The sequence below is a fragment of the Miltoncostaea oceani genome (assembly GCF_018141545.1).
Classification (GTDB): domain Bacteria; phylum Actinomycetota; class Thermoleophilia; order Miltoncostaeales; family Miltoncostaeaceae; genus Miltoncostaea; species Miltoncostaea oceani.
This window is the reverse complement of sequence record NZ_CP064356.1, coordinates 1,425,792-1,450,539: the sequence shown is the minus strand read 5'-3', so window position 1 is coordinate 1,450,539 and position 24,748 is coordinate 1,425,792. Positions and strand designations below refer to the sequence as shown.

24 protein-coding genes are annotated in these 24,748 nt (G+C 76.2%); 12 read left to right on the top strand and 12 right to left on the bottom strand.

The window, feature by feature from the left end; genetic code table 11:
* Window positions 1-9 precede the first annotated feature (9 nt).
* Window positions 10-1,026, bottom strand: coding sequence for a hypothetical protein (locus IU369_RS07390; protein WP_217923932.1), 1,017 nt, complete (start codon window positions 1,024-1,026; stop codon window positions 10-12).
* 9 nt (window positions 1,027-1,035) lie between these two features.
* Between IU369_RS07390 and IU369_RS07385 the strand changes: the two genes are divergently transcribed.
* From IU369_RS07385 to IU369_RS07375, 3 genes are all read left to right on the top strand, one after another.
* Window positions 1,036-1,179 (top strand): hypothetical protein, encoded by a 144-nt coding sequence (locus IU369_RS07385; RefSeq protein WP_217923931.1) that lies wholly within the window; start codon window positions 1,036-1,038, stop codon window positions 1,177-1,179.
* Between the two features lie 7 nt (window positions 1,180-1,186).
* Window positions 1,187-2,017, top strand: coding sequence for an alpha/beta hydrolase (locus tag IU369_RS07380; RefSeq protein ID WP_217923930.1), 831 nt, complete (start codon window positions 1,187-1,189; stop codon window positions 2,015-2,017).
* 114 nt (window positions 2,018-2,131) lie between these two features.
* Window positions 2,132-3,970 carry a proprotein convertase P-domain-containing protein gene (locus IU369_RS07375; protein ID WP_217923929.1) on the top strand — a complete coding sequence of 613 codons (1,839 nt, stop codon included), beginning with the start codon at window positions 2,132-2,134 and terminating at the stop codon, window positions 3,968-3,970.
* 8 nt (window positions 3,971-3,978) lie between these two features.
* Here IU369_RS07375 and IU369_RS07370 read toward each other — a convergent pair whose 3' ends face one another.
* A complete protein-coding gene (locus IU369_RS07370) occupies window positions 3,979-4,551 on the bottom strand; it encodes a hypothetical protein (protein WP_217923928.1) in 573 nt (190 codons plus the stop codon).
* 107 nt (window positions 4,552-4,658) lie between these two features.
* Between IU369_RS07370 and IU369_RS07365 the strand changes: the two genes are divergently transcribed.
* Window positions 4,659-7,094, top strand: coding sequence for a hypothetical protein (locus IU369_RS07365; protein WP_217923927.1), 2,436 nt, complete (start codon window positions 4,659-4,661; stop codon window positions 7,092-7,094).
* On the opposite strand, the gene IU369_RS07360 is transcribed toward IU369_RS07365, so the two are convergent.
* Genes IU369_RS07360 through hisC form a run of 3 tightly spaced genes read right to left on the bottom strand, consistent with a single transcriptional unit; the run spans window position 7,061 to window position 10,354 of the window.
* Window positions 7,061-8,158 (bottom strand): prephenate dehydrogenase/arogenate dehydrogenase family protein, encoded by a 1,098-nt coding sequence (locus IU369_RS07360; RefSeq protein WP_217923926.1) that lies wholly within the window; start codon window positions 8,156-8,158, stop codon window positions 7,061-7,063. The two genes, IU369_RS07365 and IU369_RS07360, sit on opposite strands and share 34 nt — an antisense overlap.
* Window positions 8,159-8,168: 10 nt before the next feature.
* On the bottom strand, window positions 8,169-9,203 hold the full coding sequence (aroF, locus tag IU369_RS07355) for a 3-deoxy-7-phosphoheptulonate synthase (RefSeq protein WP_217923925.1): 1,035 nt from the start codon (window positions 9,201-9,203) through the stop codon (window positions 8,169-8,171).
* An 8-nt stretch (window positions 9,204-9,211) separates the two neighbouring features.
* The gene (gene hisC, locus IU369_RS07350; protein WP_217923924.1) at window positions 9,212-10,354 is read right to left on the bottom strand and encodes a histidinol-phosphate transaminase; all 1,143 of its coding nucleotides are present in this window, start codon (window positions 10,352-10,354) and stop codon (window positions 9,212-9,214) included.
* Window positions 10,355-10,474: 120 nt separating this feature from the next.
* Between hisC and nadB the strand changes: the two genes are divergently transcribed.
* From nadB to nucS, 4 genes are read left to right on the top strand one after another with little or no spacing between them, the layout of a single operon-like run.
* Entirely contained in the window at window positions 10,475-12,058 is a 1,584-nt protein-coding gene (gene nadB / locus IU369_RS07345; protein ID WP_217923923.1) for an L-aspartate oxidase, read from the top strand.
* The gene (nadA, locus tag IU369_RS07340) at window positions 12,055-13,164 is read left to right on the top strand and encodes a quinolinate synthase NadA (RefSeq protein WP_217923922.1); all 1,110 of its coding nucleotides are present in this window, start codon (window positions 12,055-12,057) and stop codon (window positions 13,162-13,164) included. Before nadB ends, nadA begins: the two co-directional genes overlap by 4 nt.
* Window positions 13,161-13,982, top strand: coding sequence for a carboxylating nicotinate-nucleotide diphosphorylase (nadC, locus tag IU369_RS07335; protein WP_217923921.1), 822 nt, complete (start codon window positions 13,161-13,163; stop codon window positions 13,980-13,982). Before nadA ends, nadC begins: the two co-directional genes overlap by 4 nt.
* 50 nt (window positions 13,983-14,032) lie before the next feature.
* A complete protein-coding gene (gene nucS, locus IU369_RS07330) occupies window positions 14,033-14,704 on the top strand; it encodes an endonuclease NucS (protein ID WP_217923920.1) in 672 nt (223 codons plus the stop codon).
* Window positions 14,705-14,720: 16 nt separating this feature from the next.
* Here nucS and aroH read toward each other — a convergent pair whose 3' ends face one another.
* Genes aroH through IU369_RS07310 form a run of 4 tightly spaced genes read right to left on the bottom strand, consistent with a single transcriptional unit; the run spans window position 14,721 to window position 17,206 of the window.
* Window positions 14,721-15,134 (bottom strand): chorismate mutase, encoded by a 414-nt coding sequence (gene aroH, locus IU369_RS07325; RefSeq protein WP_217923919.1) that lies wholly within the window; start codon window positions 15,132-15,134, stop codon window positions 14,721-14,723.
* Window positions 15,095-15,811, bottom strand: coding sequence for a pseudouridine synthase (locus tag IU369_RS07320; protein ID WP_217923918.1), 717 nt, complete (start codon window positions 15,809-15,811; stop codon window positions 15,095-15,097). The genes aroH and IU369_RS07320 overlap by 40 nt, the downstream gene beginning before the upstream one ends.
* A gap of 4 nt (window positions 15,812-15,815) precedes the next feature.
* The gene (gene scpB / locus IU369_RS07315) at window positions 15,816-16,490 is read right to left on the bottom strand and encodes an SMC-Scp complex subunit ScpB (protein ID WP_217923917.1); all 675 of its coding nucleotides are present in this window, start codon (window positions 16,488-16,490) and stop codon (window positions 15,816-15,818) included.
* Window positions 16,487-17,206, bottom strand: coding sequence for a segregation and condensation protein A (locus IU369_RS07310; protein ID WP_217923916.1), 720 nt, complete (start codon window positions 17,204-17,206; stop codon window positions 16,487-16,489). The genes scpB and IU369_RS07310 overlap by 4 nt, the downstream gene beginning before the upstream one ends.
* 68 nt (window positions 17,207-17,274) lie before the next feature.
* Here IU369_RS07310 and IU369_RS07305 point away from each other — a divergent pair, with 68 nt between their 5' ends.
* From IU369_RS07305 to IU369_RS07295, 3 genes are read left to right on the top strand one after another with little or no spacing between them, the layout of a single operon-like run.
* Window positions 17,275-18,291 carry a tryptophan--tRNA ligase gene (locus IU369_RS07305; protein ID WP_217923915.1) on the top strand — a complete coding sequence of 339 codons (1,017 nt, stop codon included), beginning with the start codon at window positions 17,275-17,277 and terminating at the stop codon, window positions 18,289-18,291.
* A gap of 46 nt (window positions 18,292-18,337) precedes the next feature.
* Entirely contained in the window at window positions 18,338-19,060 is a 723-nt protein-coding gene (locus IU369_RS07300) for a CPBP family intramembrane glutamic endopeptidase (RefSeq protein ID WP_217923914.1), read from the top strand.
* Window positions 19,061-19,065: 5 nt separating this feature from the next.
* Window positions 19,066-19,746, top strand: coding sequence for a Crp/Fnr family transcriptional regulator (locus tag IU369_RS07295; RefSeq protein ID WP_217923913.1), 681 nt, complete (start codon window positions 19,066-19,068; stop codon window positions 19,744-19,746).
* Here IU369_RS07295 and IU369_RS07290 read toward each other — a convergent pair.
* The 3 genes from IU369_RS07290 to egtB all read right to left on the bottom strand — a co-directional run bounded on the left by IU369_RS07290 (window position 19,710) and on the right by egtB (window position 22,710).
* Entirely contained in the window at window positions 19,710-20,396 is a 687-nt protein-coding gene (locus IU369_RS07290) for a hypothetical protein (RefSeq protein ID WP_217923912.1), read from the bottom strand. The genes IU369_RS07295 and IU369_RS07290 overlap by 37 nt on opposite strands.
* A 65-nt stretch (window positions 20,397-20,461) precedes the next feature.
* Window positions 20,462-21,457, bottom strand: a complete 996-nt coding sequence (gene egtD / locus IU369_RS07285; RefSeq protein ID WP_217923911.1) for an L-histidine N(alpha)-methyltransferase — start codon at window positions 21,455-21,457, stop codon at window positions 20,462-20,464.
* The gene (gene egtB / locus IU369_RS07280; RefSeq protein WP_217923910.1) at window positions 21,454-22,710 is read right to left on the bottom strand and encodes an ergothioneine biosynthesis protein EgtB; all 1,257 of its coding nucleotides are present in this window, start codon (window positions 22,708-22,710) and stop codon (window positions 21,454-21,456) included. The genes egtD and egtB overlap by 4 nt, the downstream gene beginning before the upstream one ends.
* Window positions 22,711-22,888: 178 nt before the next feature.
* Between egtB and IU369_RS07275 the strand changes: the two genes are divergently transcribed.
* Window positions 22,889-24,748, top strand: a complete 1,860-nt coding sequence (locus tag IU369_RS07275; RefSeq protein ID WP_217923909.1) for a VanW family protein — start codon at window positions 22,889-22,891, stop codon at window positions 24,746-24,748.

The following is a 24,748-nucleotide window of genomic DNA, read 5'->3' as shown; positions in this document are numbered from 1 at the left end:
CGCCGAAGCCTAGAGCAGCGGCCCCGCCCCGGCGGTCGCGGGCCCCGGGTCGCCGGGCGGGATCGAGCGCGCGACCCTGAGCGCGACGCCCCGGGCGCCCTCCATCCCCCGCACCTGCAGGCCGAAGGCGCGAGTCGGCGTCTCCCACACGAGGGTGACGAGCATCCGGCCGCGCAGCACCCCCGTCACGCCGCCGACGTCGACCTCCGTCGCGTCGCGACCGCCCCCGTCGGGGCTCGCGAGGGGCGCGGGCGCCTGGCGCAGCAGCACCCGCGAGCCGTCCGCGCCGTTCCAGGCGATGACCAGGGCGGGCGGCGCGGCGGGGTAGGAGACGTCCGGCTCCACGCGGGGCCTCCCCCGCTCCATCCCCGGCGGCGTCCACTCCGGCAGCCGCATCGCGTAGCCGGCCTCGAAGGCGGCCTCCGCCAGGCCGGGCGCCCAGCGGCCCCCGCCGATGCCGGCGCCCATCCCGTGCGTCGACCCGAGGCGACCGCTCACGCCGGCGCCCTCCGAGCGCAGCTCCGACAACCCCGGCCGGTCGAGGCGGCCGATGGGCTCACCCGACGCGTCGAGGGCGTCGACGCCGAGCACCGCGACGCCCGCCGGCAGGCGCGCCAGCGCGAGCCCGTCGCCGGCGACGGGCACCGCGTCGCCCGGCGCCTCGCTCGCGAGGACGGGCCGCACCGACGACGCCTCCGGTGCGGCGCGGGCCACGAGCACGCGGTCATCGAGGCCGGGCGTCGCGATCTCGACGACGGCGGCGACCACCGGCCGCCAGCGGCTCGGGCGCCCCGGCGGGCACGCCACGCGGACCACCACGGCACCGTCGGCGCGGACCCACGCCACGCGGGCCCGGGGCGGGTCGCCGGCCACCGACGCCGCGACCGTCGGGAGGCCGTCCGCGGCGGGCAGCAGGTGCGACACCGGGTGGCCGAGCGCCGCCTCGGCCGCGGCGCGTTCGGCGGGAGGGGGCACGTCCACGGTCGCATCGAAGCACACGCGCCCGCCGTCCGGCGGGCCCGTCATCCTGCACCCATGGACACCTTCCCCTGTCACGAGTGCCGCTCCCCGGTCGATGACCTGGCGGTCGTCTGGCTGCGCGCCGACGGCGAGCCCGACGACGGCGCCGGCGAGCCGTACTGCCCGGAGTGCGCGACGCCACTCCCCCTCGCCGCCTGAGCGCGGCGTGAGCACGCAGGAGCCGCCCGCGACGTTCGAGGTCGGACGCGACGGGACCACGCTGCGCGGGGAGGAGGCGGGCGAGGGCCCGGCGGTCCTCCTGCTGCACGGCCTGACCGCGACGCGGCGCTACGTCGTGCACGGCTCGCGCCTGCTCGAGCGGGCCGGGTACCGCGTCGTCCAGCACGACGCCCGCGGGCACGGCGCCTCGTCACCCGCACCGGCGCCGGATCGCTACGACTACGACGAGCTCGCCGCCGACGCGGTCGCCGTGCTCGACGCCCTCGGCATCGAACGGGCGGCGCTCATCGGGCAGTCGATGGGGTCGGCCACCGCCGTCGCCGTCGCGCTGCGCCACCCGGAGCGGGTGCGTGCCCTCGCCATCGTCACCCCCGCCCACCGCGGCCACCCGAGCCCCGACCTCGACCGCTGGGACGCCCGTGCCGCCGGGCTCGAGCGGGGCGGGCCCGAGGGGTTCCTCGAGGCGCTCGGGCCCCTCACCCTGTCCGAGCGCTACCGCGACGCGGTGCGCACCGTGATCCTCCAGCGCCTCGGGCGCCACGACCACCCGCAGGCGGTCGCCGACGCCCTGCGCGCCATCCCGCGCTCCGCCGCCTTCGACGGCATGGAGGCCCTGGAGGGCGTCGCGGTCCCGACCGTCGTCGTCGGCAGCCGGGACGACGCCGACCCCGACCACCCCGTCGCCGTCGCCGAGGAGTACGTCCGTCGCATCCCGGGCGCCCGGTACCTCATCGAGGAGCCGGGCGAGTCGCCGCTCGCCTGGCGCGGCGGGGCCCTGTCGCGGGCCCTGCTGCCCCTGCTCGAGGAGACCTCCTAGCCCGTCGCCGGGCACCCCCGGGGACCCGGCCGCCGTGCGCCGGGCCCCACCGACGGGGAGTATCGGCGGGTCGCACAACGACAGTCGGGAGAGGACATGAGGGTACGCAGTCGCATGGCCAGGCACCTCGCACTGGGCGGGACGCTCGCGATCGGGGGGGCCCTCGCGGTCGCCGGCCCCGCCGCCGCGGTCGCACCGGGGCCACCCGCGGGGGTCGCCTCCGGCACGCTGACGCAGCAGTCCGACGGCGCGGGGAGCGGCCTGCCCATCGGCCCCTTCGCGACCTCACCCGCCACGGTGTCGACCATCGAGGTCCCCGCGGGCGCGCAGGACGTCATCCGGGACGTGGACGTGCGGACCGTCATCACGCACACCGCCTCGGGCGACCTCGACATCTCGCTGACCTCGCCGGCCGGGACGACCGTCGCGCTGGTCGTGGGCCCGGGCGCCGCGGGCGGCTCGGACGACGCGTTCGACGGCACCCTGTGGGACGACTCGGCCGGGCTGCTCGCCTCCGACGGCCCCTACCCCGCACCGGCGGGCGCGGCCGCGACCCTGGTGCCCGAGGGTGCCCTCGGCGCGTTCGTGGGCGAGGACCCGGCGGGCACCTGGACGCTGCGCGTCCGGGACGTCCGGGACGTGGACGACGGCGACCCGGGCACCCCCCAGGACGGAGGCACGCTCGAGAGCTGGGAGCTGCGGCTCGCCACCCAGGACGCCGTGCCGCCGACGACGGCGACGGAGCACACGAGCGCCGGCGGGCTGGTGGAGATCCCCGACGACGCGACGGCATCGGCCGTGAAGCAGGTCACCGTCGCGGGCGCGAAGCCCTACCTGTGGGACCTCGACGTCGTAGCGGACATCGTCCACGACGTGCCGGGCGACCTCGAGATCCGGCTCACCGGACCCGCTGGGCAGACCGCCGTGATCAGCACCCGCAACGACGGGCCGACGGGCTTCTACGTCGGGCGTGCCTTCGACGACTCCGCGCCGGCCCTCGTCACCACGACCGCGTCCGCGTCGGGCCCCGTCGTGCCCGAGGGCGCGCTCGCGGCGTTCATCGGCAGCGACCCGAACGGCGTCTGGACGCTCCGCGTGACGGACGCCGCGGCCGGCGACACCGGGACCCTGAACGGCGTCACCCTCCGCATCCGGGCGGCCGACGGGGCCCCGGCCCCCGCCCCCCAGACGCCGGCGCCGCCGGCGGCCCCGGGCGTCGCGATCAGCAGCGCGGAGCGGTGCCTGCCCACCGTCGCCGCCCCGGCCGCCGTCCCCGACCCGGCCGGCGCCGCGCGGGTCGCCGTGACCACGGCGCAGCTGCGCATCAACCAGCGCATCTTCCAGGCGGCGGTCCGACGCGCCAACGCGGTCCAGTCGTGGATCGACGCCGGGCTCGTAACGGGCGACCTCTGCGGCGGCGCGATCGGCACGAAGCAGCTCGGTTCCGGCATCACGACGGGCGCCCTGCCACAGGTGCAGGCCCTCACCCTGCCGGCGCCCCGGCCCGTGACCGTCGCCGCGCCCGTCGCCAAGCCGAACGCCCGCTTCGAGCTCACCGCCGGGCAGTTCCTGATCAACCAGCGGGTCGCCCAGGCGGCGGTGCGCCGCGCGAACGGGCTGCAGGAGCGCTTCGCCGGCCGGCTGACCGGCGGCGACGTCCGCGACGGCCAGGTCACGCAGGACAAGCTCAACGGCGGCCTCGCGGTGCTGAGCGCCCGCGCCGTCGCGCCGGCGCCGGCGGCGTCGGTCACCCGCATCGCGGCCCGCACCGGGGGCGACCCGTCGCGCGTGCGCGTCACGGCCGGGCAGCTCCTCATCGACCAGCGGATCGGCCAGGCGGCGATCCGCCGGCTCAACGCCCTGACCGCCCGCATCGAGTCGGGCCTGACGGCGGCGAACATCGCGCCCGGGTCGGTGACGGCGGCCGACCTGGCGGCCGACCTCCGCAAGTAGGGCCCGCGCTACCCGTCGAGGTCCGGGTCGTCCGGGTCGATCAGCGGCTCGTCGTCGATCCCCTCGTCGCCCGGGAGGGCGCCGATGTCGTCGCCATAGGGGTCGTCGCCCTCCGCGGGCGGGGGCAGGTGGACCACGATCCTCGCCGCGGTCAGCGTGGGCCGCGCGCCGGCCGCCGGGCGCCCGCCGCGCGCGGCGGGCAGCCGCAGGCGCCCCGACACCTCGGCGAGCACCTCGTCCTCGGCGGCGTCGAGCTCGGCCACCAGCTCGTCGGGCGTCAGCCGCTCGCGGTACCCCTCCTCGTCCTCCGCGACGATCACCGTCGTGGGGGTCACGGCGGCGGGCAGGCGGCGGACCGCGCGCAGCGCCCTCCGGGCGGGCCGCGCGCCCCGGACGGGCGCGACCTCCGTCAGCACCAGGGCCCCGCGGGCCGCGTCCCACCCGGCCGCGGTCGCCTCGACGGCCACGGGCAGCGTGCGCGGCGCGGGCGGCGCCGCGTGCCGGGCGGGCGCCGCGATCGCGCCGAGCACGCACGCGCAGAACAGGAGGGGGGCGACCAGCGGAAGGCTGCGGCGGATCATCGGCGTCCTCGTGCGGGGTTCGACACACATCCCATCGGCCGCCCGCGCCGGCGGCACGAGTCCCCTTTGTGGCGTAAGGGACCGGACCGCAATAGGGTCGCGTCGTCGTGCCCCCCACGCCGCCGCCCCCCGCGAACCGGATCGCCGTGATCGTGGTGCCGGGTGTCGGCGACCACCCGGCCGGCGAGGCCGTGACGCAGGTCGCGGAGCGCCTGACGACGGATGCCCGCGGCTACCGCTGGATGCCCACGCCGGATGGGGCGGCGACCCACCCCCCGCTGACCGTCGAGGTGCCGTCGGAGCGGTCGCGGCGGGGCGAGAGGTACGACGCCGAACGCCGGAGGCTCGTGCGGCACGACGGGACCGAGATCGACCTGGTCGAGATGCGGTGGTCCGACCTCTCGAGCTTCCCGGGCAACGGGCTCCGCGCCTTCTTCGGCGCCGCGTTCGGCCTCGCCCTCCAGATCGCGACCGCGGGCATGGAGGCGACGCCGCCCCGGGGGGGCCGTCGCCAGCGGATCGCGAACCTCGGCATGAACATCGCCTCCTGGTGGGCGGCCGCCATCGTCATCCCCGTGACCCTGATGGCCGCCCTGGCCGGCACGGCGCTCTGGCTCGCGGTCGATGAGCCCCTCGGCATCCCCGACTGGATGGCGGCCGTCTCGGTCTTCGGCCTCGGGGGCATGGCGGTGCTGGCGCTCGGGAAGGGGCTCGGGAACGGAGGCTGGACGTACGACGGCCGGCTGCGCCCCGTCGGAGCGCGCTGGACGACCTGGATGCTGTTCCTCGCGGGTGTGGGGCTGTGCGTGTGGCGGATCGTCGCCGCGGGATCCGTCGAGGGTGGACTGGGTCAGACCGTGATCGCCGTGGCGGGTTTCGCCGTGCGTCCCGCGTGGCTGGGGGCGGCGGTGATCGTCGCGGCCACGGTGGTCGCGCTCCTCGTCCACTTCCTGTCGCACCGCGACGCCGTCGCGCTCCGGGCCTCGTTCACCAGCATCGCGACATCGGTGCTGAGCCCGTTGCTGGTCGCCCTCCTCGGGACGATCCTCGTCGCGGGCATCGGTGCGGTGGCCTTCACGAGCGCGGAGGACGCCACGTGGGGGGCGCCGGCGCCGGATCTCCGGTGCTTCGACGGGGCGGCGGACTGGACCTGGGGACAGGACTGCGGAGAGACCCCCGTCAGGTGGGAGGCGTCCCTCGCCGACGCCATCCCGCAACGGCTGGAGCAGGCGGAGGCCGCGATGGCGGTCGCATCCGCCCGCCGACCCGGCGTCGTCGCACGCGGGGGCGACCCGGACGCCCTCGCCGCGATCGCGGCGGACGAGGACGAGGCGCAGGCGCTGGCCGATGCGACGGCGGAGGTGGAGGACGACGTCGGCGTCGCTCCCACGACCTGGGCACAGGATGTGCTGGAGGACACGATGCTCCCCCTCGTGCCCCTGATGATCGTGCTGCTCGTGGTCGCCGGGATCGCCGGTCTCTGGTTGCTCGTCCTCAAACCGGAGTGGCTCCGGGGGGAGGTGGACGGGCGGCGCCGCCACCGCCCGGGGGCGCGCCTCGACTGGGTCCTGGGCGCCCTCGGCGGCATCTGGGGGGCGGGCATCGTCGCGGTGCTCGGCCTCGTCGGCTCCGCCCTGACGATCATCTGCTACCTCGTCGTCGATCCACGCGATCCGACCGGGCCCGACGCCCCCGGGTGGGTCGACGACCTGTTCGCGGACATCCCGCCGAGCGTCTGGGCCCTGACCGGCACGCTCATCCTCGGGGGCCTCGTGCTCGCGCGTGCGCTCCCGTTGGACCCCCGGCAGTACAAGGACGACGTCGGGGGAGCCCTCAAGGCCCTGCGGACCTTCCTCGACATCCCGTACGACGTCGCGACCTACCTCCGCATCGACGGGGACGGCGACGGTGTCCGGTCGCGGACGATCGCGCGCTACCGGTGCCTGCTCCGGCGGGTCGGGCAGGAGGGGTACACGCACGTCGTCTTCGCCGCCCACAGCCAGGGCTCCATGTACACCCTCGCCACCCTGTTCGGCGACGAGCACCGCCGCGACGCCGAGCCCGGCGGCACCTACGGGATCCGCCCGTGGGAGGAGATCGAGCCGCAGTCGCATCTGGCGTCCGTGCCGGTGGGCGTCCTCACCTTCGGCTGCCCGATCCGCCAGACGTACGAGGAGCGGCTGCCCGGTCAGTACACGTGGCCGGGCGACGCGGGCGTGGAGGCCCGGATCGCGCTCCTCGATCGTGCGTGGGTCAACGCCTACCGGCCGCGGGACTACATCGGGCGGGCGGTCTTCGAGCCACCGACCTCCGAGCGGGCCAACCGGCAGATGTGGGGGACCCGGCGGCGCGACTTCCCGTCGCCGGGGCTCCCCGTCGATCGCATCGACGTCTGCATCGCGGGTTCCGGCTCCCACACCGGCTACTTCGGTGATCCCGACCTGATCGACTGGCTCGACTACCTGCTGACGCGGGTGACCGGCGCCGCCGAGCCACCGGTGCCGTCGGGCTACACGCTGAGGGTGCCCACCGCCGCGACGTAGCCCCGCTCCCCCACGAGCCGCACGGCCTCGGCCGCCGCCTCGGGGCCGTCGACCACCAGCACCAGTTCACCCTCGCCGCCCGGCATCGCGGGACGGGTCGCCAGGTCCTCGATGTTGATGTGCGCGTGGCCGAGGGCCGTCGCGATCTCGGAGATCGCCCCCGGCCGGTTCGGCACCGCGACGACGACCCGGACGGGCGCGACGGGGCCGGTGGCCGCGGGCTCGCGCAGGCGGGCGCGGGCCGTGGCGGCCTCGCCGACGAAGCCGAGCAGCCACTCCCGGTCGCCCCGCGCCAGCGCGGCGCGGACGTCGTCGAGGCGGGCCGTGAACGCCTCCAGCGCCTCCGTCACGGCCGCGGTGTTGGCGAGCAGGATGTCCGCCCAGAGCGGCGGGTTCGACCCGGCGACGCGGGTGAGGTCGTGGAACGAGGGCCCCGCCGAGCGCAGGGCCTCGCGGCCCTCGGGGGCCGTCGCCGCGGCCTGGTTGACGAGCGCGCCCGCCAGCACGTGGGGGACGTGCGACACGAGGGCCATCAGGCGGTCGTGGACCGTGGCGTCGATGGCGACGGGCCGTGCGCCGACGGCCGAGACGAGGCCGTGGAGGCGCTCGAACAGCTCGGGCCGCGCCTCGGGCCCCGGCGTCAGGAACCACGTCGCGCCCCGGAAGAGCTCCTTGCGGGCGAACGCCACGCCGGTGCGCTCGGCGCCGCAGACCGGGTGCCCTCCGATGAACCGCTCGCGCTCGGTCGCCGTCAGGGCGCCGAGCACCCCCGCCTTCGTCGAGCCGAGGTCGGTGACGACGCAGCCGGACGGGGTGGCCGCCAGGACGCGCCGCGCGAGCGGGGCGAGCTCCGTGACGGGTGCGCCGAGCACCACGGCGTCGGCGCCGTCGACGGCCTCCTCCACCGAGGCGCAGGCCGTGCCGACCGCCCCCACGGCGAGGGCGACCCGCAGGGCCTCGGGGTCGGGGTCGGAGCCCCGCACCTCGACCCCCTCCAGACCGCGGAGCGCGAGGCCGAGGGACCCTCCCATGAGCCCGACGCCGATGATGGCGACCGGGCCCATGGGGACGTCGCTACGCGCCGACGGCCACCGGCGCGTCGCCCGAGAGCACCTTGCCCATCAGGTCGATGCACCGCTGCACGTCCGCGACCCACGCGCCGAACGTGTCGGCGTGGAGCGCCTGCGGGCCGTCGCAGAGGGCGTTCTCGGGGGCCGGGTGGACCTCCACGATCAGGCCGTCCGCGCCGGCGACGACGGCGGCGCGCGCCATCGGGAGGATCAGGTCGCGCTTGCCCGCCGCGTGCGACGGGTCGACCATCACCGGCAGGCTCGACAGGCTCTTCGCCACGGGGACCGACGAGATGTCGAGCGTCGAGCGCGTCGCGGTCTCGAAGGTGCGGATGCCGCGCTCGCAGAGCACGATCGACGAGTTGCCCTCGCGGGCGATGTACTCGGCCGATAGCAGCCACTCCTCGACGGTGCTCGCCATGCCGCGCTTCAGCAGCACGGGGGTCGAGGTGCGGCCCACCTCGCGCAGCAGGTCGAAGTTCTGCATGTTGCGGGCGCCGAGCTGGATCATGTCGGCGACCTCGAGCACGTCCTCCAGCTGGCGGACGTCCATCAGCTCGGTGCAGATCGGCAGGCCGGTCTCCTCGCGCGCCTCGGCGAGGATCTCGAGGCCCTCCTTGCCGAGCCCCTGGAAGGCGTACGGCGAGGTCCGCGGCTTGTAGGCGCCGCCGCGCAGCAGGGTCGCGCCGGCGGCCTTGCACGCCCGGGCCGACGCGAGGGTCTGCTCGCGCGACTCGACGGCGCAGGGGCCGGCGATGAGCCCGAAGGCGCCGCCGCCGATCGGCCGGCCGGCGACCTCGACCACGGCGTCGCGGCCGCGGAAGTCGCTGGAGACCAGCTTGTAGGGCTTCAGGATCGGGACGACCTTCTCGACGCCCGGCTCGCCCTCGAGCTGCAGCGACGCCACGATCTCCCGGTCGTCGCCGATCGCGCCGATGACGGTCACGAACTCACCGCGCGAGGGGTGGGCCTTCGCGCCGGCCTGCTCGATGCGCTCGACGACGTGGCGGACCTGCTCCTCGGTCGCGCCCTCCTGCATCACGATCATCATCTGGGGGTCCGTCCTGGTTGGGTCTCACGGGGGCCTGTGCGGGCGACCTGCTCCCGCGCCGACAGGAATGCGTCGTTCTCGTCCGGGGTCCCGATGGAGACCCGGAGACTCCCCGAGCACCCCAGCGCCGCGCCGTCGCGGACGATGACGCCCAGACGCAGGAGCTGCTCGTGGACACCGGGTGACCCGGCCGCCGGCTCGGTGTCCGGCCGCACCAGGATAAAGTTGGCCTGGCTGCCGGTAAAGCCCCAGGTCGTCGCGGCGAGTGCGCGCTCGACGCGGGCGCGCTCCGCGACGACCGCCCGCACCCTCCTCTCGAGCTCGTGCGGGTGCCTCAGGCTCTCGAGCGCCGCGGCCTGGGCCAGGGCGTTCGTGTTGAACGGCTGGCGCACCCGGTCGAGCGCGTCGATCCACGAGGCGCGGCCGACGCCGTACCCCACGCGCAGGCCGCAGAGGCCGTGCGCCTTGCTGAAGGTGCGCAGCACGAGCAGGTTGGGCCGCTCGCGCGCCATCGACATCGTCCGTCCCGCGTCGGCGCGGTCCACGAAGTCGTAGTAGGCCTCGTCGACGATGACGGCGAGGTCCTCCGGCAGGCCGTCGAGGAAGCGCTCGATCTCGTCGGCCGACCGGTACACCCCGGTCGGGTTGTTCGGGTTGCAGACGATGACGAGGCGCGTCCGCTCGTCCACGAGGGCCGCCATCGTGTCGAGGTCGTGGCCGAGGTCGTCGGCCAGCGGCACCGCGACGGCCTCGGCGCCGGCGGCGGCGGCGAGGTGCGGGTAGAGCGAGAACGACGGCTCGGCGTGGATCACCGTCGTGCCCGGGTCGAGCAGCGCCTGCCCGGCCAGCAGGATCAGCTCGCACGAGCCGTTGCCGATCACGACCTCGTCGGGACCCACCCCGTGGCGCTCGGCCAGCGCGCGGCGCAGGGCGCGGGCGGGGGCGTCGGGGTACCGGTTGAGCCCGGCCGTCCCGGCGGCGACGACCTCCGCCACCCCGGGCAGCGGCGGGAACGGGCTCTCGTTCGACGCCAGCTTCACGGCGTGGTCCATGCCGAACCGCGCCAGCACCTCGGCGGTGGTCAGGCCGGGGACGTACTGCGGGATCGCGGCGAGGCGCGGGGAGATGCGGATGCTCACCCCGACAGTGTAGGCGGGCGCGCGACCGCGCTCCGCCGGCCGCCTTCCCCGACGGCCCCGGCGTCGCTATTGTCGTATCGACGCCAATTCGTCGTCACATTCATGTCAGGAGAACAACAAATGAGCCGAGCGCCCGAGAGGGACCCCGTGATCGTGGTGGGCAGCGGCATCGCCGGAAGCCTCCTGGCACTCGAGGCGGCGGAGCACGGCCCGGTGGTCGTGGTGTCGGAGGGGAGCCTCGGCGACGGCAGCACCCGCCGGGCCCAGGGCGGGATCGCGGCCGCGATCGACCCGCGCGACTCGATCGCCGACCACGTGCGCGACACGCTCGCCGCCGGGGCCGGCCTCTGCGACGAGGACGCCGTCCGGCTCATCTGCCGCGAGGGCCCGGCGCAGGTCATGGCGCTGCTCGCCCGCGGCGTGCGGTTCGACCGCGGCGAGGGCCGGCTGCGCCTCGCCCGCGAGGGCGCCCACTCCGCGGCGCGGGTGGTCCACGCCGGCGGGGACGCCACCGGGGCCCACATCGTCGCCGCCCTCAGCGCGGCGCTGCGCCGCGACCCGCGCATCGAGGTCCACGAGGACGAGCGCGCCCTGGAGGTGCTCGTCGCCGACGGCGCCGTCGCGGGCCTGCGGACGGTCACGACCGGCGGGCGGGAGCGCGTACGCGCGGCCCGCGCCGTCGCCCTCGCGGCGGGCGGCATGGGCCAGCTCTACTCCCGCACCACCAACCCGCTGGGCGCGACCGCCGACGGCCCGGCGCTCGCGGCCCGCGCGGGCGCGGCGCTGGCCGACCTGGAGCTGGTGCAGTTCCACCCCACGGCGCTCGCCGTCGGCACCGGTCCGCTCGCCCTGGTGAGCGAGGCCGTCCGCGGCGAGGGCGGCATCCTGCGCGACGCCGCCGGGCGGCGGTTCATGCCCGACGAGCACCCGATGGCCGAGCTCGGCCCCCGCGACGTGGTGGCCCGGGCGATCGCCCGGCACGCCGCGGAGGGGGGCGCCGACGTCACGATCGACCTGCGTCACCTGGACCCCGACGAGGTGCACGCCCGCTTCCCCACCGTCGCGGCCCTCTGCGCCGAGCACGGGCTCGACCTCGCCCGCGACCTCGTCCCCGTCACGCCGGCCGCCCACTACGGCATCGGCGGCGCGCTGACCGACATGGCGGGCCGCACCACCCTCCCCGGCCTGTTCGCCGTCGGCGAGTGCGCGGCGACCGGCGCCCACGGCGCCAACCGCCTCGCCTCGAACGGCCTGCTCGAGGCCGCGGTCCTCGCGACCGCCGCCGCGCGCGTGCTCGGCGAGCCCGCCGCCGCATGGCCCGCCGGTCCCCTCTCGCCCACCGTCGCCGTGGCGCCGCCCCGGCCGCGCGGCGCGGACCCCGCGGTGCGCGCCGCCCTGCAGGACGCGATGTGGCGCGGCGTCGGGGTGGAGCGCGACGACGCCGGTCTGCGGGTCGCCGCGGACGCGCTCGCCGCGCTGCCCGAGGGCACCGACCCCGCCACCGACAACCTGCTGCTCGTCGGCCGCCTCGCGGCGGCCGCCGCGGCGCTGCGCACCGAGAGCCGCGGCGCGCACTTCCGCTCCGACCATCCCGCCCCCGATCCGCGCCAGGCGCGCCGGATCGCCTGGGTCGGCGGCCTGCCGGTCGCCCTCCCGCCCGCCACCGCCCGGCGCGACCGGGCCCTCGCCCTGGAGGCCGCATGACCACCACCGCGACCGGACCCGCCTGCGCGCTGCCGGCGACCGAGACGGCCGCCGGCGGCGAGGAGCTCTGGGAGCGTGCCTGGGCCGCCCGCCGGGCCCTCGGCCCCCGGGCCGTCATCCTCGGCCACCACTACCAGCGCGACGAGGTCATCGCGTTCGCCGACGTCACCGGCGACTCGTACCTGCTCGCGCGGCGCGGCGCCGCCGCGACGGAGGCCGAGCTGATCGTCTTCCTCGGCGTCTATTTCATGGCCGAGGCCGCCGACGTGCTGAAGCAGCCGCACCAGCGGGTCGTGCTGCCCGACCTCGGCGCCGGGTGCCACCTGGCCGAGACGGCCGACATCTACACCGTGCGGGACGCCTGGGACCAGATGGCGGCCGCGCTGCCGGGCAGGAAGGTCATCCCGCTGACCTACATGAACTCGGGTGCCGACCTGAAGGCGTTCGTCGGCGCGCACGGCGGCGCGGTCTGCACGTCGGGCAACGCCCAGAAGGCGTTCGAGTGGGCCCTCTCCGAGGGCGACGCGATCTTCTTCTTCCCCGACGAGCACCTCGGCCGCAACACCGCCTGCCGCCTCGGGATGGACCCGTCGGACCCGCTCGTCTGGAACCCGCGGATCGCGGAGCTCGGCGGCCTGACCGGCGACGCGCTGAGCGAGGCGGAGATCGTGCTGTGGAAGGGCTTCTGCAACGTGCACACGGCGTTCAACGTGCGCCAGATCGAGGAGCACCGCGCGGCCGACCCCGGCGTGCGCGTCATCGTGCACCCCGAGTGCCCGCGTCCGGTGGTCGAGGCCGCCGACGAGGACGGCAGCACCGAGTACATCATCCGGCGCTGCGAGGAGCTGCCGGCCGGGTCGTCCGCGGTGATCGGGACGGACTGGAACCTCGTCAACCGCCTGCGCCTGCGGCACCCCGACAAGCGGATCTCCTGCCTGAAGGAGGACATCTGCCCGTGCGTCACGATGAACCGGATCGACCTGCCGAAGCTCACCTGGTGCCTCGAGTCGCTCGCGGCCGGTGACGTCGTGAACGTGGTGGAGGTGGACGAGGAGATGCGCCGCCAGGGGCGCCTCGCGCTCGACCGGATGCTGGCGCTCGGATGACCCCGGAGGACGTGGTCGCGCTCGCCCTGGCGGAGGACCTCGGCGAGCGTGGCGACATCACGTCGGCCCTGCTCGTGCCCGAGGACGCGCAGGCGGTCGCGCGGGTCGTGTCCCGGCGCGACGGGGTGCTGGCGGGGCGGGCGGCGGGCGAGGAGGTCGTCCGCCAGACCGGCGTCGCCGCGACGTGGTGGTACGAGGACGGCGACGTGCTCGCGCCCGGCAGCGTGGTGGCCGAGGTGTTCGGGCCCGCGCGGGCGGTGCTGACCGCGGAGCGGACGCTGCTCAACCTGCTCTGCCACCTGTCGGGGGTGGCGACCCTGACCCGCGCGTACGTGGAGGCGGTCGGCCCCGGGGTCGCCGTCCTCGACACCCGCAAGACGACCCCCGGCCTGCGGGCGCTGGAGAAGGCGGCGGTCGTCGCCGGCGGCGGGGTGAACCACCGGATGGGGCTCTTCGACCGCGTCCTCGTGAAGGACAACCACCTCGCCCTCGCCGGCGAGGGGCTGGCCGACGCCGTCGCCCGGGCGCGGACCGCGCTGCCGGACGTGCTCGTCGAGGTGGAGGCCGACGACCTCACCGGCGTCCGCCTCGCGCTCGACGCCGGGGCCGACTGGATCCTGCTGGACAACATGGGGCCCGACGAGCTGCGCGACGCCGTCGCGGTGACGGCGGGGCGGGCGAAGCTGGAGGCGAGTGGCGGCATGACGCTCGAGGGCGCCCGGGCGGCCGCGGCGACGGGGGTCGACGCCGTGAGCGTCGGCGCCCTCACCCACTCCGCGCCGTCCCTCGACCTCGGGCTGGACATCGACCTGGTCTGAGCGGGCGCGGCCGCACGCGGGGCGCGGCGGCTGCGTAGGCTCCGGCCCCGATGCGTCTCATCGTCGCCCGCTGCGAGGTGCGCTACCAGGGCCGGGTCTCGTCGGTGCTGCCGACGGCGGTGCGCCTGCTGATCCTGAAGCAGGACGGCTCCGTCCTCGTCCACTCCGACGCCGGCGGCTTCAAGCCGCTGAACTGGATGACCCCGCGCACCCGCGTCACCGAGTCGGACGGGCTGATCACGGTGGAGAAGGGGACCGGCGCCCGTGCGGAGCGGCTGGAGATCCGCATGGAGGAGGTCCTGTCGGACTCCGACCACGACATGGGCGAGGCCCTCGGCCTGGAGAAGGACGGCGTCGAGCGCGACCTGCAGGAGGCCCTCGCCGCCGCGCCCGACGTGCTCGGCCCCGGCATGCGCCTCGTGCGCCGCGAGTACCCCACGCCGGTCGGGCCGGTCGACCTGCTCTGCGCCGACGGCGAGGGCTACGTCGCGGTCGAGGTGAAGCGGGTCGGGACGATCCTCGCGGTGGAGCAGCTCTGCCGCTACCTCGAGTACATCCGCGAGGACCCGGCCCTCGCGTCGTGCCGGGGGACCCTCGTCGCGGAGACGATGAAGGTCCAGGCCCGCACCCTCGCCACGTCGCGGGGCCTCGCGACGGCGGTGGTCGACATCGCCGAGCTGCGCGGGATGCGCGAACCCGAGCTGCGCCTCTTCGGAGCCTGAGGCTGAGCCCGGGCCCCTACTGGGGTTCCCGCGCGAGGTCGGGCCGCAGGACCTTCGCCTCCCGCAGGTAGACGTGGGTGATGTGCCGGTCCTCGGGGACGGTGCAGTGCAGCAGCAGGCGGATGCACTTGCCGAGCGAGCCCGGCACGGGGATCTCGCTGGTGCAGATCAGGGGGACCGTGGTGAGACCCGCCTGGCGGGCGGCCAGGGCCGGGAACTCGCTCGTCAGGTCGGGCGTCATCGTGAAGATGATCGAGATCAGGTCGTCGGTCTCGAGGCCGTTGCGGTCGAGGACCTCGGTGAGGAGCTCCGCCGTGCTCCCGAGGATCTCCTCGGGGGTGTCGTGCTCCGCGGAGGTCGCCCCCCGGACGGCTCTGACGACCCTGCCGCTCAGCGCTCCAGCCCCACCGTCGCGCCGAGCTTGCGCCACTCCGCCCGGGTGAGCGGGCGCCATCGCCCGGGGGCGAGCTTCTGCACGCCGATCCCCGCGTACCGCGCCCGGTGGAGCCGCATCACGCGGTGGCCGACGGCGTCGCCCATCCGCCGCACCTGGCGGTTGCGCCCCTCGGTCAGCTCCAGCCGCAGCCACGTGCCGCCGGGCGACATCCGCTCCATCGTCTCGACCCGTGCGGGGGCGGTGATGCCGTCCTCCAGCTCCACGCCGTCGCGGAGGCGGCGGAACGTCGCCGCCGACACCTGCCCGCGCAGCAGCACCTCGTAGGTCTTCGGCGCCTTCGAGCTCGGGTGCATCAGCCGCGCGGCGAGCTCCCCGTCGTTGGTGACGATGAGCGCCCCGGTGGTGTCGATGTCGAGCCGGCCGACCGGGTAGAGGCGCACGTCGTCGGGCAGCTCGTCGAGCACCGTGGGCCGCCCCTGCGGGTCGCTCGCGGTGGAGACCACGCCCGGCGCCTTGTTGAGCAAGTAGGCGCGTCGCGGCTCGGCGCCGCGCACGGCGCGGCCGTCCACGGCGAGGGCGTCGGAGACCTCGACGAGCTGGCCGACGGTCGCCGGCAGGCCGTTCACCGTGACCCGCCCCTCGGCGACGAGGGCCTCGGAGGCGCGGCGGCTGGCCACGCCCGCCAGGGCGAGTGCCCGGTGGACCCTCATGCGCTCATCCGCCATCGGTCCGCGCACCCGCCCCGGCGTCGACGTCCGCGTCCGGGGCGTCGTCGGCGCCGGTGTCGTCGTCGTCGGCCTCGTCGCCCGGGGCCGCCCCGGCGCCCTCGGGCAGGTGGCCGGCGCTGATGAGGCGCTCGCGCACCCGCTCCGCCTCGGGGCCGCTCAGCTCGAAGCCGTCGAGCGGCGGCAGGTCTCCGGCGCGGCGCAGGCCGAACCGCTCCTGGAAGAGCCGCGTCGTGCGGTACCGCATCGCCCCGCCCTCGGAGGGCCGGCCGGCCTCCTCGATGAGCCCCCGCTCCAGCAGCGACGTGACCGTCGAGTCGACCGCGACGCCGCGCAGGCGGCTGATCTGCGGCCGGCTGACCGGCTCGAGGTACGCGACGACGGCGAGGGTCTCCATCGCCGCGGGCGACAGGCGGTCCTCCGGCGGGCGCTCCCGCAGCCGGTCGCAGACGCCGGCCAGGTCGGCGCGCGTGCGCAGGGTGAAGCCGCCCGCGATCTCGCTGACCTCCAGCCCGCCGTCGGCGCCGTGGCGCCCGGCCACGTCGGCGAGGGCGCGCTGCACCTCGCCCGGCGACTCCTCCGTGATCTCGCAGAGCGCGACCACCGGCAGCGGCTCCGGCGACAGGAACAGCAGCGCCTCGACCTGGCGGGCCAGCTCGCTCATCGGCCGGACCCCGCGATCGCGATGTCGCCGAACGGCTCGGCCTGGGCGAGGGTGACCTCGCCACGGCGGGCCAGCTCGAGGGCGGCCATCAGCGCGATCGCCTCCTCCAGCGGGGAGAAGCCGGCGGTGAGGGCCTCGAAGCTGACCTGGCGGGCGCGGCTCAGGGCCGACTGGAGGCGCTGCAGGGCCGCGGGCATGCTCACGCGGCGGCTCGTCAGGTGCGCGAGGGACGGCGCCGGCGGGGCCTTCAGCAGCGGCAGCATGGCCTCGCGCAGCCGGGCGACGTCCTCGGCGGCCGGGGGCGGCGGCGGGGCGCCCGGGACGGGCTGGCGGCGGTAGCGCGGCCCGACGCAGTCGCGGCCGCGGGCCGTGAGCCAGCCGGCGGCGCGCTGGAAGGGTGCGTAGGCGACCAGACGGGCGGCGAGGGCCTCGCGCGCCTCGAGCGTGTCGGGGTCGGGCTCCTCCTCCCCGGGCTCGCCGAGCAGGCGCCGCGCCTTCAGCTCCGCCATCGCCGCGAGGAGCACGATCAGCTCGCCGGCGGTGTCGGTGTCCCAGCGCTCGCGGGCGTTCTCGCCCAGGGCCGCGGTGACCACCTCGAGGAGCGGCACCTCGAGGAGCTCGACCTCGTCGCGGAGGACGAGCGTGAGCAGCAGGTCGAAGGGACCCTCGAAGAGGTCGAGCTCGATCGGCTGCTGGAGGGCGTCGGCGGGGGGCATCCGGATTGCGGCCAGCATAGCCGCGCGGCCCGCCGTCACACGCGCCGCGCGCTCCGTACGATGGCCCCATGACGGCACCCGCCCGCCGGATCTCCCTGACCGGCATCAAGCCCACCGGCATCCCGCACCTCGGCAACTACGTCGGGGCGATCCGCCCCGCCATCGAGCTGGCGCGCGACTACGACGCCTTCTACTTCATCGCCGACTACCACGCGCTGACGACGATCCGGGACCCGGGGGAGCTCGACCTCTACACCCGCTCGGTCGCCGCGACGTGGGTCGCGTGCGGCCTCGATCCCGAGCGGGTCACGCTCTACCGCCAGTCCGACGTCCCCGAGACGTTCGAGCTGCAGTGGGTGCTGTCGTGCATGACGGCGAAGGGGATGATGAACCGCGCCCACGCCTACAAGGCGGCGCGCGACCGCAACCGCGAGGCCGGGCTCGACGAGGACGACGGCGTCTCGATGGGGCTCTACAACTACCCCGTCCTGATGGCCGCGGACATCATCGTGATGGGCGCCGACGTGGTCCCCGTGGGGCGCGACCAGATCCAGCACGTCGAGTACGCCCGCGACATCGCCGAGCGGTTCAACCAGGCCTACGGCGACCGCTTCGCGCTGCCGGTGCCGGAGCACGTCACGTCGTCCGACGGCGACCGCAACACCCTCCCCGGCCTCGACGGCCGCAAGATGAGCAAGTCGTACGACAACGCGATCCCGCTCTTCGGCGACGCGAGGTCGACCCGCAAGCTGGTGCGCCGGATCACCACCGACAGCACCCCGGTGGAGGACCCGAAGGACCCGGACTCCTCGACCCTGTTCGCGCTCTACGCCCCGTTCGCCGACGCGGCCGAGCAGGAGGAGCTGCGCGCGCGGATGCGGGCGGGCGGCATGGGCTGGGGCACGCTGAAGGACCTCGTGGCGGACCGTCTGGAGGAGCACCTCTCCGGCCCGCGGGCGCGCTACGACGAGCTGATGGAGGACCGCGCCCAGCTCGACGCGATCCTCGCCGCGGGCGGCGCCCGCGCGCGGGAGCGGGCGTCGGCCCTCGTCGGCTCCGTCCGCGCGGCGGTCGGGATCGCCTGACCGCCCGGCGGCGGGCGGGCGGGGGGCGTCCCTAGACTCCCCCTCGGTGGGCACACTGGATCAGGCGCCGGTCGGCGCGCCCCGGCCCCCCGGCTTCTGGTGGAGGGTCCTCACGCCGCCGGGCGCGATCCTGGCGGCGTTCGCCGCCCTCATCGCCGCGGCGGGCATCCTGAGCGTCGCCCCGATCGGCGACGACGCGCTCAACGCGATCCTCGCGTTCGGCACGAGCCTCCTGCTCCTCGCCTTCGGCTGGCTGCTGTGGCGCACCCTTCCCGCGCACGAGCGCCGGCTCGGCATCGCCCGGCCCGAGAACCCCCGCCGCGCGATCCTCGCCGGCGTCGGGACGGGCCTCGTCCTGCTGGTCGTCGCCCTCGTGATCGTGGGGATCGGCTCCGCGATCGACCCCGTGGTGGAGCGCCGCATCGAGGAGGTCGAGGAGATCGGCACGGCGCCGTGGCAGCTCGTGCTGCTGGTGCTCGCGCTCGTCGTGCTGGCGCCGCTCGGCGAGGAGCTCCTGTTCCGGGTCCTGCTGCTGCGCGGCCTGGTGCGGCGGGTGCCGTTCTGGACGGCGGCGGTCATCAGCGGCGTCGTCTTCACCTCCGCCCACGTCGACGCCTACCTGCTGTGGCCGCGGGCGATCGCCCTGGTGGTGACGGGTGTCGGGCTGGCGTGGATCTACCGGCGGCGGGGATACTGGGCGGCGGTGAGCGCCCACGCCACGGTGAACACCATCGCCTCCATCGCCCTGATCGCCACGTCCGTCTCCTGAGCCGCGTGTCCGACCTCCGCACCATCGACCTGTTCGCCGGCCTCGACGACGAGGTGCTGGCGGCCGCGGTCGACGGGCTGCGGGCCGTCCGGATCGCGGCGGGGGGCGAGCTCGACGTGGCCGCCACGGGGGCCCTGTGCTGCGTCGTCGGCGACGGGCGCCTCGCGCTCGCGGTGATCGCCCCGGAGGAGCGGGAGCGGACGATCGGGATGCTGGAGCAGGGGGACCTGCTCGTGCGTCCGCTGGAGCCGTGGGCCGCCTCGGCGCCGCAGGTGCGCTGCTTCGCGATCGAGGACTCCACCGTCCACCTGGTGGACCGCCTCCGCATGGAGGCGTGGATGACGGACCCCGCCCTCGCGGCGAACATGGTCCGCCTGCTCAGCGCGCAGATCGCCGAGCGGGAGCTGGCCGTGGCGATCGCCCTGGAGCCGCGGGTGGAGCGCCGCCTGCTGCTGAAGCTGCGCCAGCTCGCCGAGCGCTGGGGCCGCGTGACGCCCGACGGCATCCGCCTCGACCTGCGCCTCACCCACCAGGAGCTGGCGAACATGGTGGGGGCGGTGCGCGAGTCGGTGACGATCGCGCTCGGCCGCCTCGCGGAGTCCGGGGAGATCGAGGTGCGCAACCGCACCCTGATCATCCGGCCACCGGCTCAGGAGGCCGGCGGGGACGGTCCCGGGGGGCGCTGAGGGGTCGGTGCGCGCCGCAGGGTGCGCACCCCGACGCCGACGGCGTGACGGGCCGGGGGGTTCGCCGGCTCCAGCTCGATCGCCGCGCGCGGGGCCCGCGGGGGCGGCCGGTGTGCGGGCCACGGGGTGGTCGCCGGCGCCGCGGGGCGGTCGCGCAGCGACTCGGGCTCCAGGAACAGCGCCCGCCGGTCCATGAGACGCCCCCAGCGCGGCTGGCGCAGGAGCCGCCGGCCGAGGGCCCGCTCGGCGCTCCGCATCCGCTCCGCGGCGAGCAGGGCGCACAGGCCGGCGCCGACGAGCGCCCCCGCGGCGGCGCTCCCCGCACCCGCGAACCGGCCGCCGCCCGCGGCCGTGGCGGCGACGGCGACGGCGGCGAGCGGTGCCGTCTGGGTCAGCAGCACCCGGACCGCCGTCGCCGAGGTGTCCTCGAGGCCCCACCGGGGCCGCACCGGCATCGCCAGCCGGATCGCGCGCCGCACGACCCGCGCGCCCGTCGCCACCCAGAGCAGCAGCACCGCCCCGGCCAGCCCGAGGCCCCCCGCCCGCACGTCCACCGCCCCTCCCCCGAGGGCGGCCAGCGCGAGTCCGCAGGCCGCGATCGTCGATCCCGACCAGCGGAGCTCGGCGACGGCGGGCGAGAGGGGCCTCATGCCACCGGTCATCGGCACAGCCCGCGGACCGCGCCATCGCGCACGATCTCGTAGGCCCGCCGGGGTCAGGCCCGGGCGGCCACCGACACGGCGAACCAGCCCGCGGGGTCCTCGTGCCACTCGACGAGGCGCAGGCCGGCGGCCTCGTACATCTCGGCGACCGAGGCGCGCGTGAACTTGCACGAGATCTCGGTGCGGATCTCCTGGCCCCGCGCGAAGGGGACCTCGAGGCCGATCGCGGGGATCCGGACGATCTGGTCCCGTCGCGACCGCAGTCGCATCTCGATCCACGGGGGGCCGGGGTCGTAGACGGCGACGTGGTCGAAGGCGTCGAGGTCGAACCCGGCCCCGAGCTCCCGGTTGATCACGCGGAGCACGTTGAGGTTGAACTCGGCGGTCACCCCCTCGGCGTCGTCGTACGCCGCCCGGATGCGCTCCGGGTCGCCCGCGAGGTCGGTGCCGACGAGCAGCAGGTCGTCGTCGCCGAGCAGCCGCGCGACCCGCCGCAGGAAGGGGGTGCGGTCGGCGGGCTCGAGGTTGCCGATGGTGCCGCCGAGGAAGGCCACCAGGCGGGAGCCGGGGGCCGCCGGGTCGGGCACGCCTCCGAGGTGGTGGTCGAAGTCGCCGGCGACGCCGTGGACGTCGAGGCCGGGGTACGCGCCCGTCAGCCGGCCCGCCGCCGCGAGGATGGCCTCGGGGCAGACGTCGAACGGGATGTACCGGCCGGGGCGGCCGTCCTCGCGCATCGCGTCGAGCAGCGCCGCCGTCTTGCGGGACGCCCCCGAGCCGAGCTCGACGATCTCCCCCACCCCCCGCCGCGCGACGAGCCCGGGGGCGATCGCCCGCAGGATCGCCAGCTCCGTGCGCGACTGGTAGTACTCGGGGAGGCGGGTGATGCGCTCGAACAGGTCGGAGCCGTGCTCGTCGTAGAAGTGCTTGGGCGGCAGCACGTACGGCGGGGCCGCGAGGCCGCGGCGGACGTCGTCGGCCAGCCCCTCGCCGGTCGTGTCCGGCGGGTGCACGTCGAGGCGGTACGGCCGGGGGGCGAGGCCGGTGCTCACGCGACGTCCCGGGCGAGGCGGAGGCCCGCGAAGATCTGGCGGCGGCGCGGCAGGTCCCAGTTGCGGAAGGTCGCCCGGGCGGCGATCTCCTGCGTGGCCCACGAACCGCCGCGCAGCACCCGGTGGCCCTCCCCGAAGAAGACCTCCGCGTACTCGCGGTACGGGAAGGCGCGGAACCCGGGGTAGCCCTCCAGCGTGTCGGAGGTCCACTCCCACACGTCGCCGAGCAGCCCGCGACAGCCGCCCGGTGCGGGGGGGCGCGCCCCGACGGGCTCCGCGCCGAACGAGAGCTGCCCGAGGTTGGCCGCGGACGCGGTCGGCTCCGTCCCGGCGGCGGCGCGCTCCCACTCGGCCTCGGTCGGCAGGCGCGCGCCCGCCCAGCGGGCGTGGGCGTCGGCCTCGTGGGCGCTGACGTGGCAGAGGGGCAGGTCCGGGTCGACGGGACCGACGCGCTCGAACGACCGCGTCACCCACCCGCCGGCGCCGTCGGGCTCCCAGTAGAGGGGCGCCCGGACGTCCTCGGCGACCCGCCACTCCCAGCCCTCCGCCGTCCAGAGCTCCGGCCGGTCGTACCCGCCGTCGGCGATGAAGGCGAGGTGCCCGCCGTTCGTGACGGGGTCGCGTCCCATCAGGAACGGCGCGACCTCCCGCGGGTGGCGCGGCCGCTCGCAGTCGTACGCGAACCCCTCCGGCGGCGCGCCCATCGCGAACGTCCCGCCGGGGACCGCGACCCACTCCGGGCCGCCGGGGTCCGCGGGGCCGGGGGCGGGGCGGCGGGTGGGCGGCGTGTACGCGCCGGCGGGCATGAGCTGGAACGCCTGGAGCACCGTCTCGGTGTGCTGCGCCTCGTGCTGGGCGACCATGTCGAAGACGACCCCGTCCGCGGTGAGGCGGTCGTCGCCGTCGAGCGGCGCCTCCGCCAGCACCTCCAGCGACGTCTCGCGGACGGCCCGGAGGTACGCGTACGCCTCGCGCTCGCCGAGGATCGCCACGTCGGCCCGGCGCCGGCGCGGCGTCTCGAACGCGTCGTAGACGTCCTGCAGGCCGGGGTGCAGGGAGGGCCGCCCGGCGACGGTGCGGGCGAGCCACAGCTCCTCGTACGCGGCGATGTGGCCGAGGTCCCAGAGGGGCGGGCTCAGGATCGCGGAGGGGGCGGCCCCGAGGCGCTCCGCGGGGAGGGGCGCGAACAGGTCGAGGGTCCGGCGGCGTGTGCCGTCGAGCCGCGCGGCGAGTACCGTTCTGCGATCGTCCACCAAAGGAGGATCCCCGACGCGTCACCCATCGGGCCTGTGAGAGGGGTCACATCGTGGGGTGGGTCACATCGTGAGGCGTCTCACGTCCCGCCGGTGATCCGCCGCGCCCCCGGGGACGAACGCCCGGCCGACCGGGGTGGGGTGTCCCGATTGCGGACCCCACTAGGATCGCGGTTCCATGCCTGATCGCACCCGTAGACGACTCGTGCTCGTCGGCGTCGCCGTCGGCGTGGTCGTGCTCGCGATCGGCGGGGCCCTCGCCCTCGGCAACGACGACGCGGCCCCGGCGAGCGTCACGATCGCGGGCCGGGACGTCAGCGGGCTCGACGCCGCCGGCGTCGAGAGGGTCGCCCGGGCGCGGGCGAAGGAGCTGCTGGCCCAGCCGCTCGAGATCGTCCGCACCGACGACCCGGGGTACCGCGTGCGGGTGACCCGCGCCAGCCTCGACGCGCGGCCGCGCATCCGGCAGGCCGTCGCGGCGGCGCTGGAGCCCCGCACGATCGGCGGCCGCCTGCTCTCGCTCGTCGGCGCGGCCTCGGAGCGGGAGGTGCCGCTCCGGTTCACGCTGGACCCGCGCGAGGTGAGCCGCCTCGTCACCCGCGTCACCCGCGAGGTGAACGACGCGCCGCGCGCCGCCGGGCTCGAGGTCGGCGAGGAGGACATCACGCTCGTCCCCGGCGCCCCGGGATACGGCGTCGCGCCCGACGAGCTGCGGAGCAGGATCCTCGCCCTGCCCGCCACGATCGCGCTGACGCCCGGGCCGCTCCCGCCCCCGGTGACCGACGAGGCGGCGGCCGCCGCGCGCGAGCGCGCCCTCGCGGTGATCGACGCCCCCGTCGACGTGACCCTCGACGGCAACGGCGTGGCGATCGAGCCGGAGGTCCTGCGGGCCGCGCTGCGGTTCGAGGCGGACCCCCCCGACCTCGACGTCACGCTCGACCCGGACGTCCTCTACGAGGACATCGCGTCCGCGTTCGAGACGCGCGAGCAGCCCGCCCGCGACGCCGGCTTCCGGGTGTCGGGCACGAACCTCCGCCTGATCACCTCCCGCGTCGGCCGCCGCCTCGACATGGACGCCATCGCCGCGGCGATCGTCGCCGACCCCGACGCGCCGTCGGTGCGCGCGCGCTTCGAGGTCAGCCGCCCGACGCGCACGACCGCCGAGGTCAGGGCCCTCCGGATCACGGAGCTGGTCTCGGAGTTCTCGACGCCCTACAACTGCTGCGAGCCGCGGGTCACCAACATCCAGCGGGCCGCCGAGCTGCTCGACGGCACGATCATCCCGCCGGGCGGCCGGTTCTCCCTGAACGAGGCGCTCGGGCAGCGGACCCTGGAGCGGGGCTTCGTGGAGGCCCCCCAGATCGCCGCGGGGCGCCTGGAGGACGCGGTCGGCGGCGGCGTCTCCCAGGTCTCGACGACGATGTACAACGCCGCGTTCTTCGCCGGGCTCGAGATCGTCACGCACACGCCGCACCAGTTCTGGATCTCCCGCTACCCGCAGGGACGCGAGGCGACGTTGTCGTACGGCGGCCCGGAGATGATCTTCGTCAACGACTGGGACGCGGGCATCCTGATCTCCGCCGTGGCGAGCGACAACGCCGTCACCATCCGGTTCTTCTCGTCGCTCCTCGACCGCCGCGTCGAGACCGAGACCGGCCCCCAGACGAACGTCGTCGCCCCCGTGACGCGCGAGACGGTCGACCCGTCGCTCGCGCCGGGGGAACGGGTCGTGCAGCAGGAGGCGGGCGGCAGCGGCTTCACGGTGACGTACACCCGGAAGGTCTGGAAGGGCGACGAGCTGCGCCGCGACGAGACGTACCGCTGGACCTACGACGCCCAGGACGCCTACGTCGACGTCGGCCCCGCCGCGCCCCGCCGTCCGACGCGGCCGACCCGGCCGGGTGGCGGCACGGGCACGACCCCCGGCGAGCCCACCGCGCCGGACGGCGGGACGACGACCGCCGCGCCGGACCCCCCGCCCGCCGCGCCGCCGCAGACGACCACCGGGGGTGGCGGACCGGCCCCTCCCCCGCCCTGA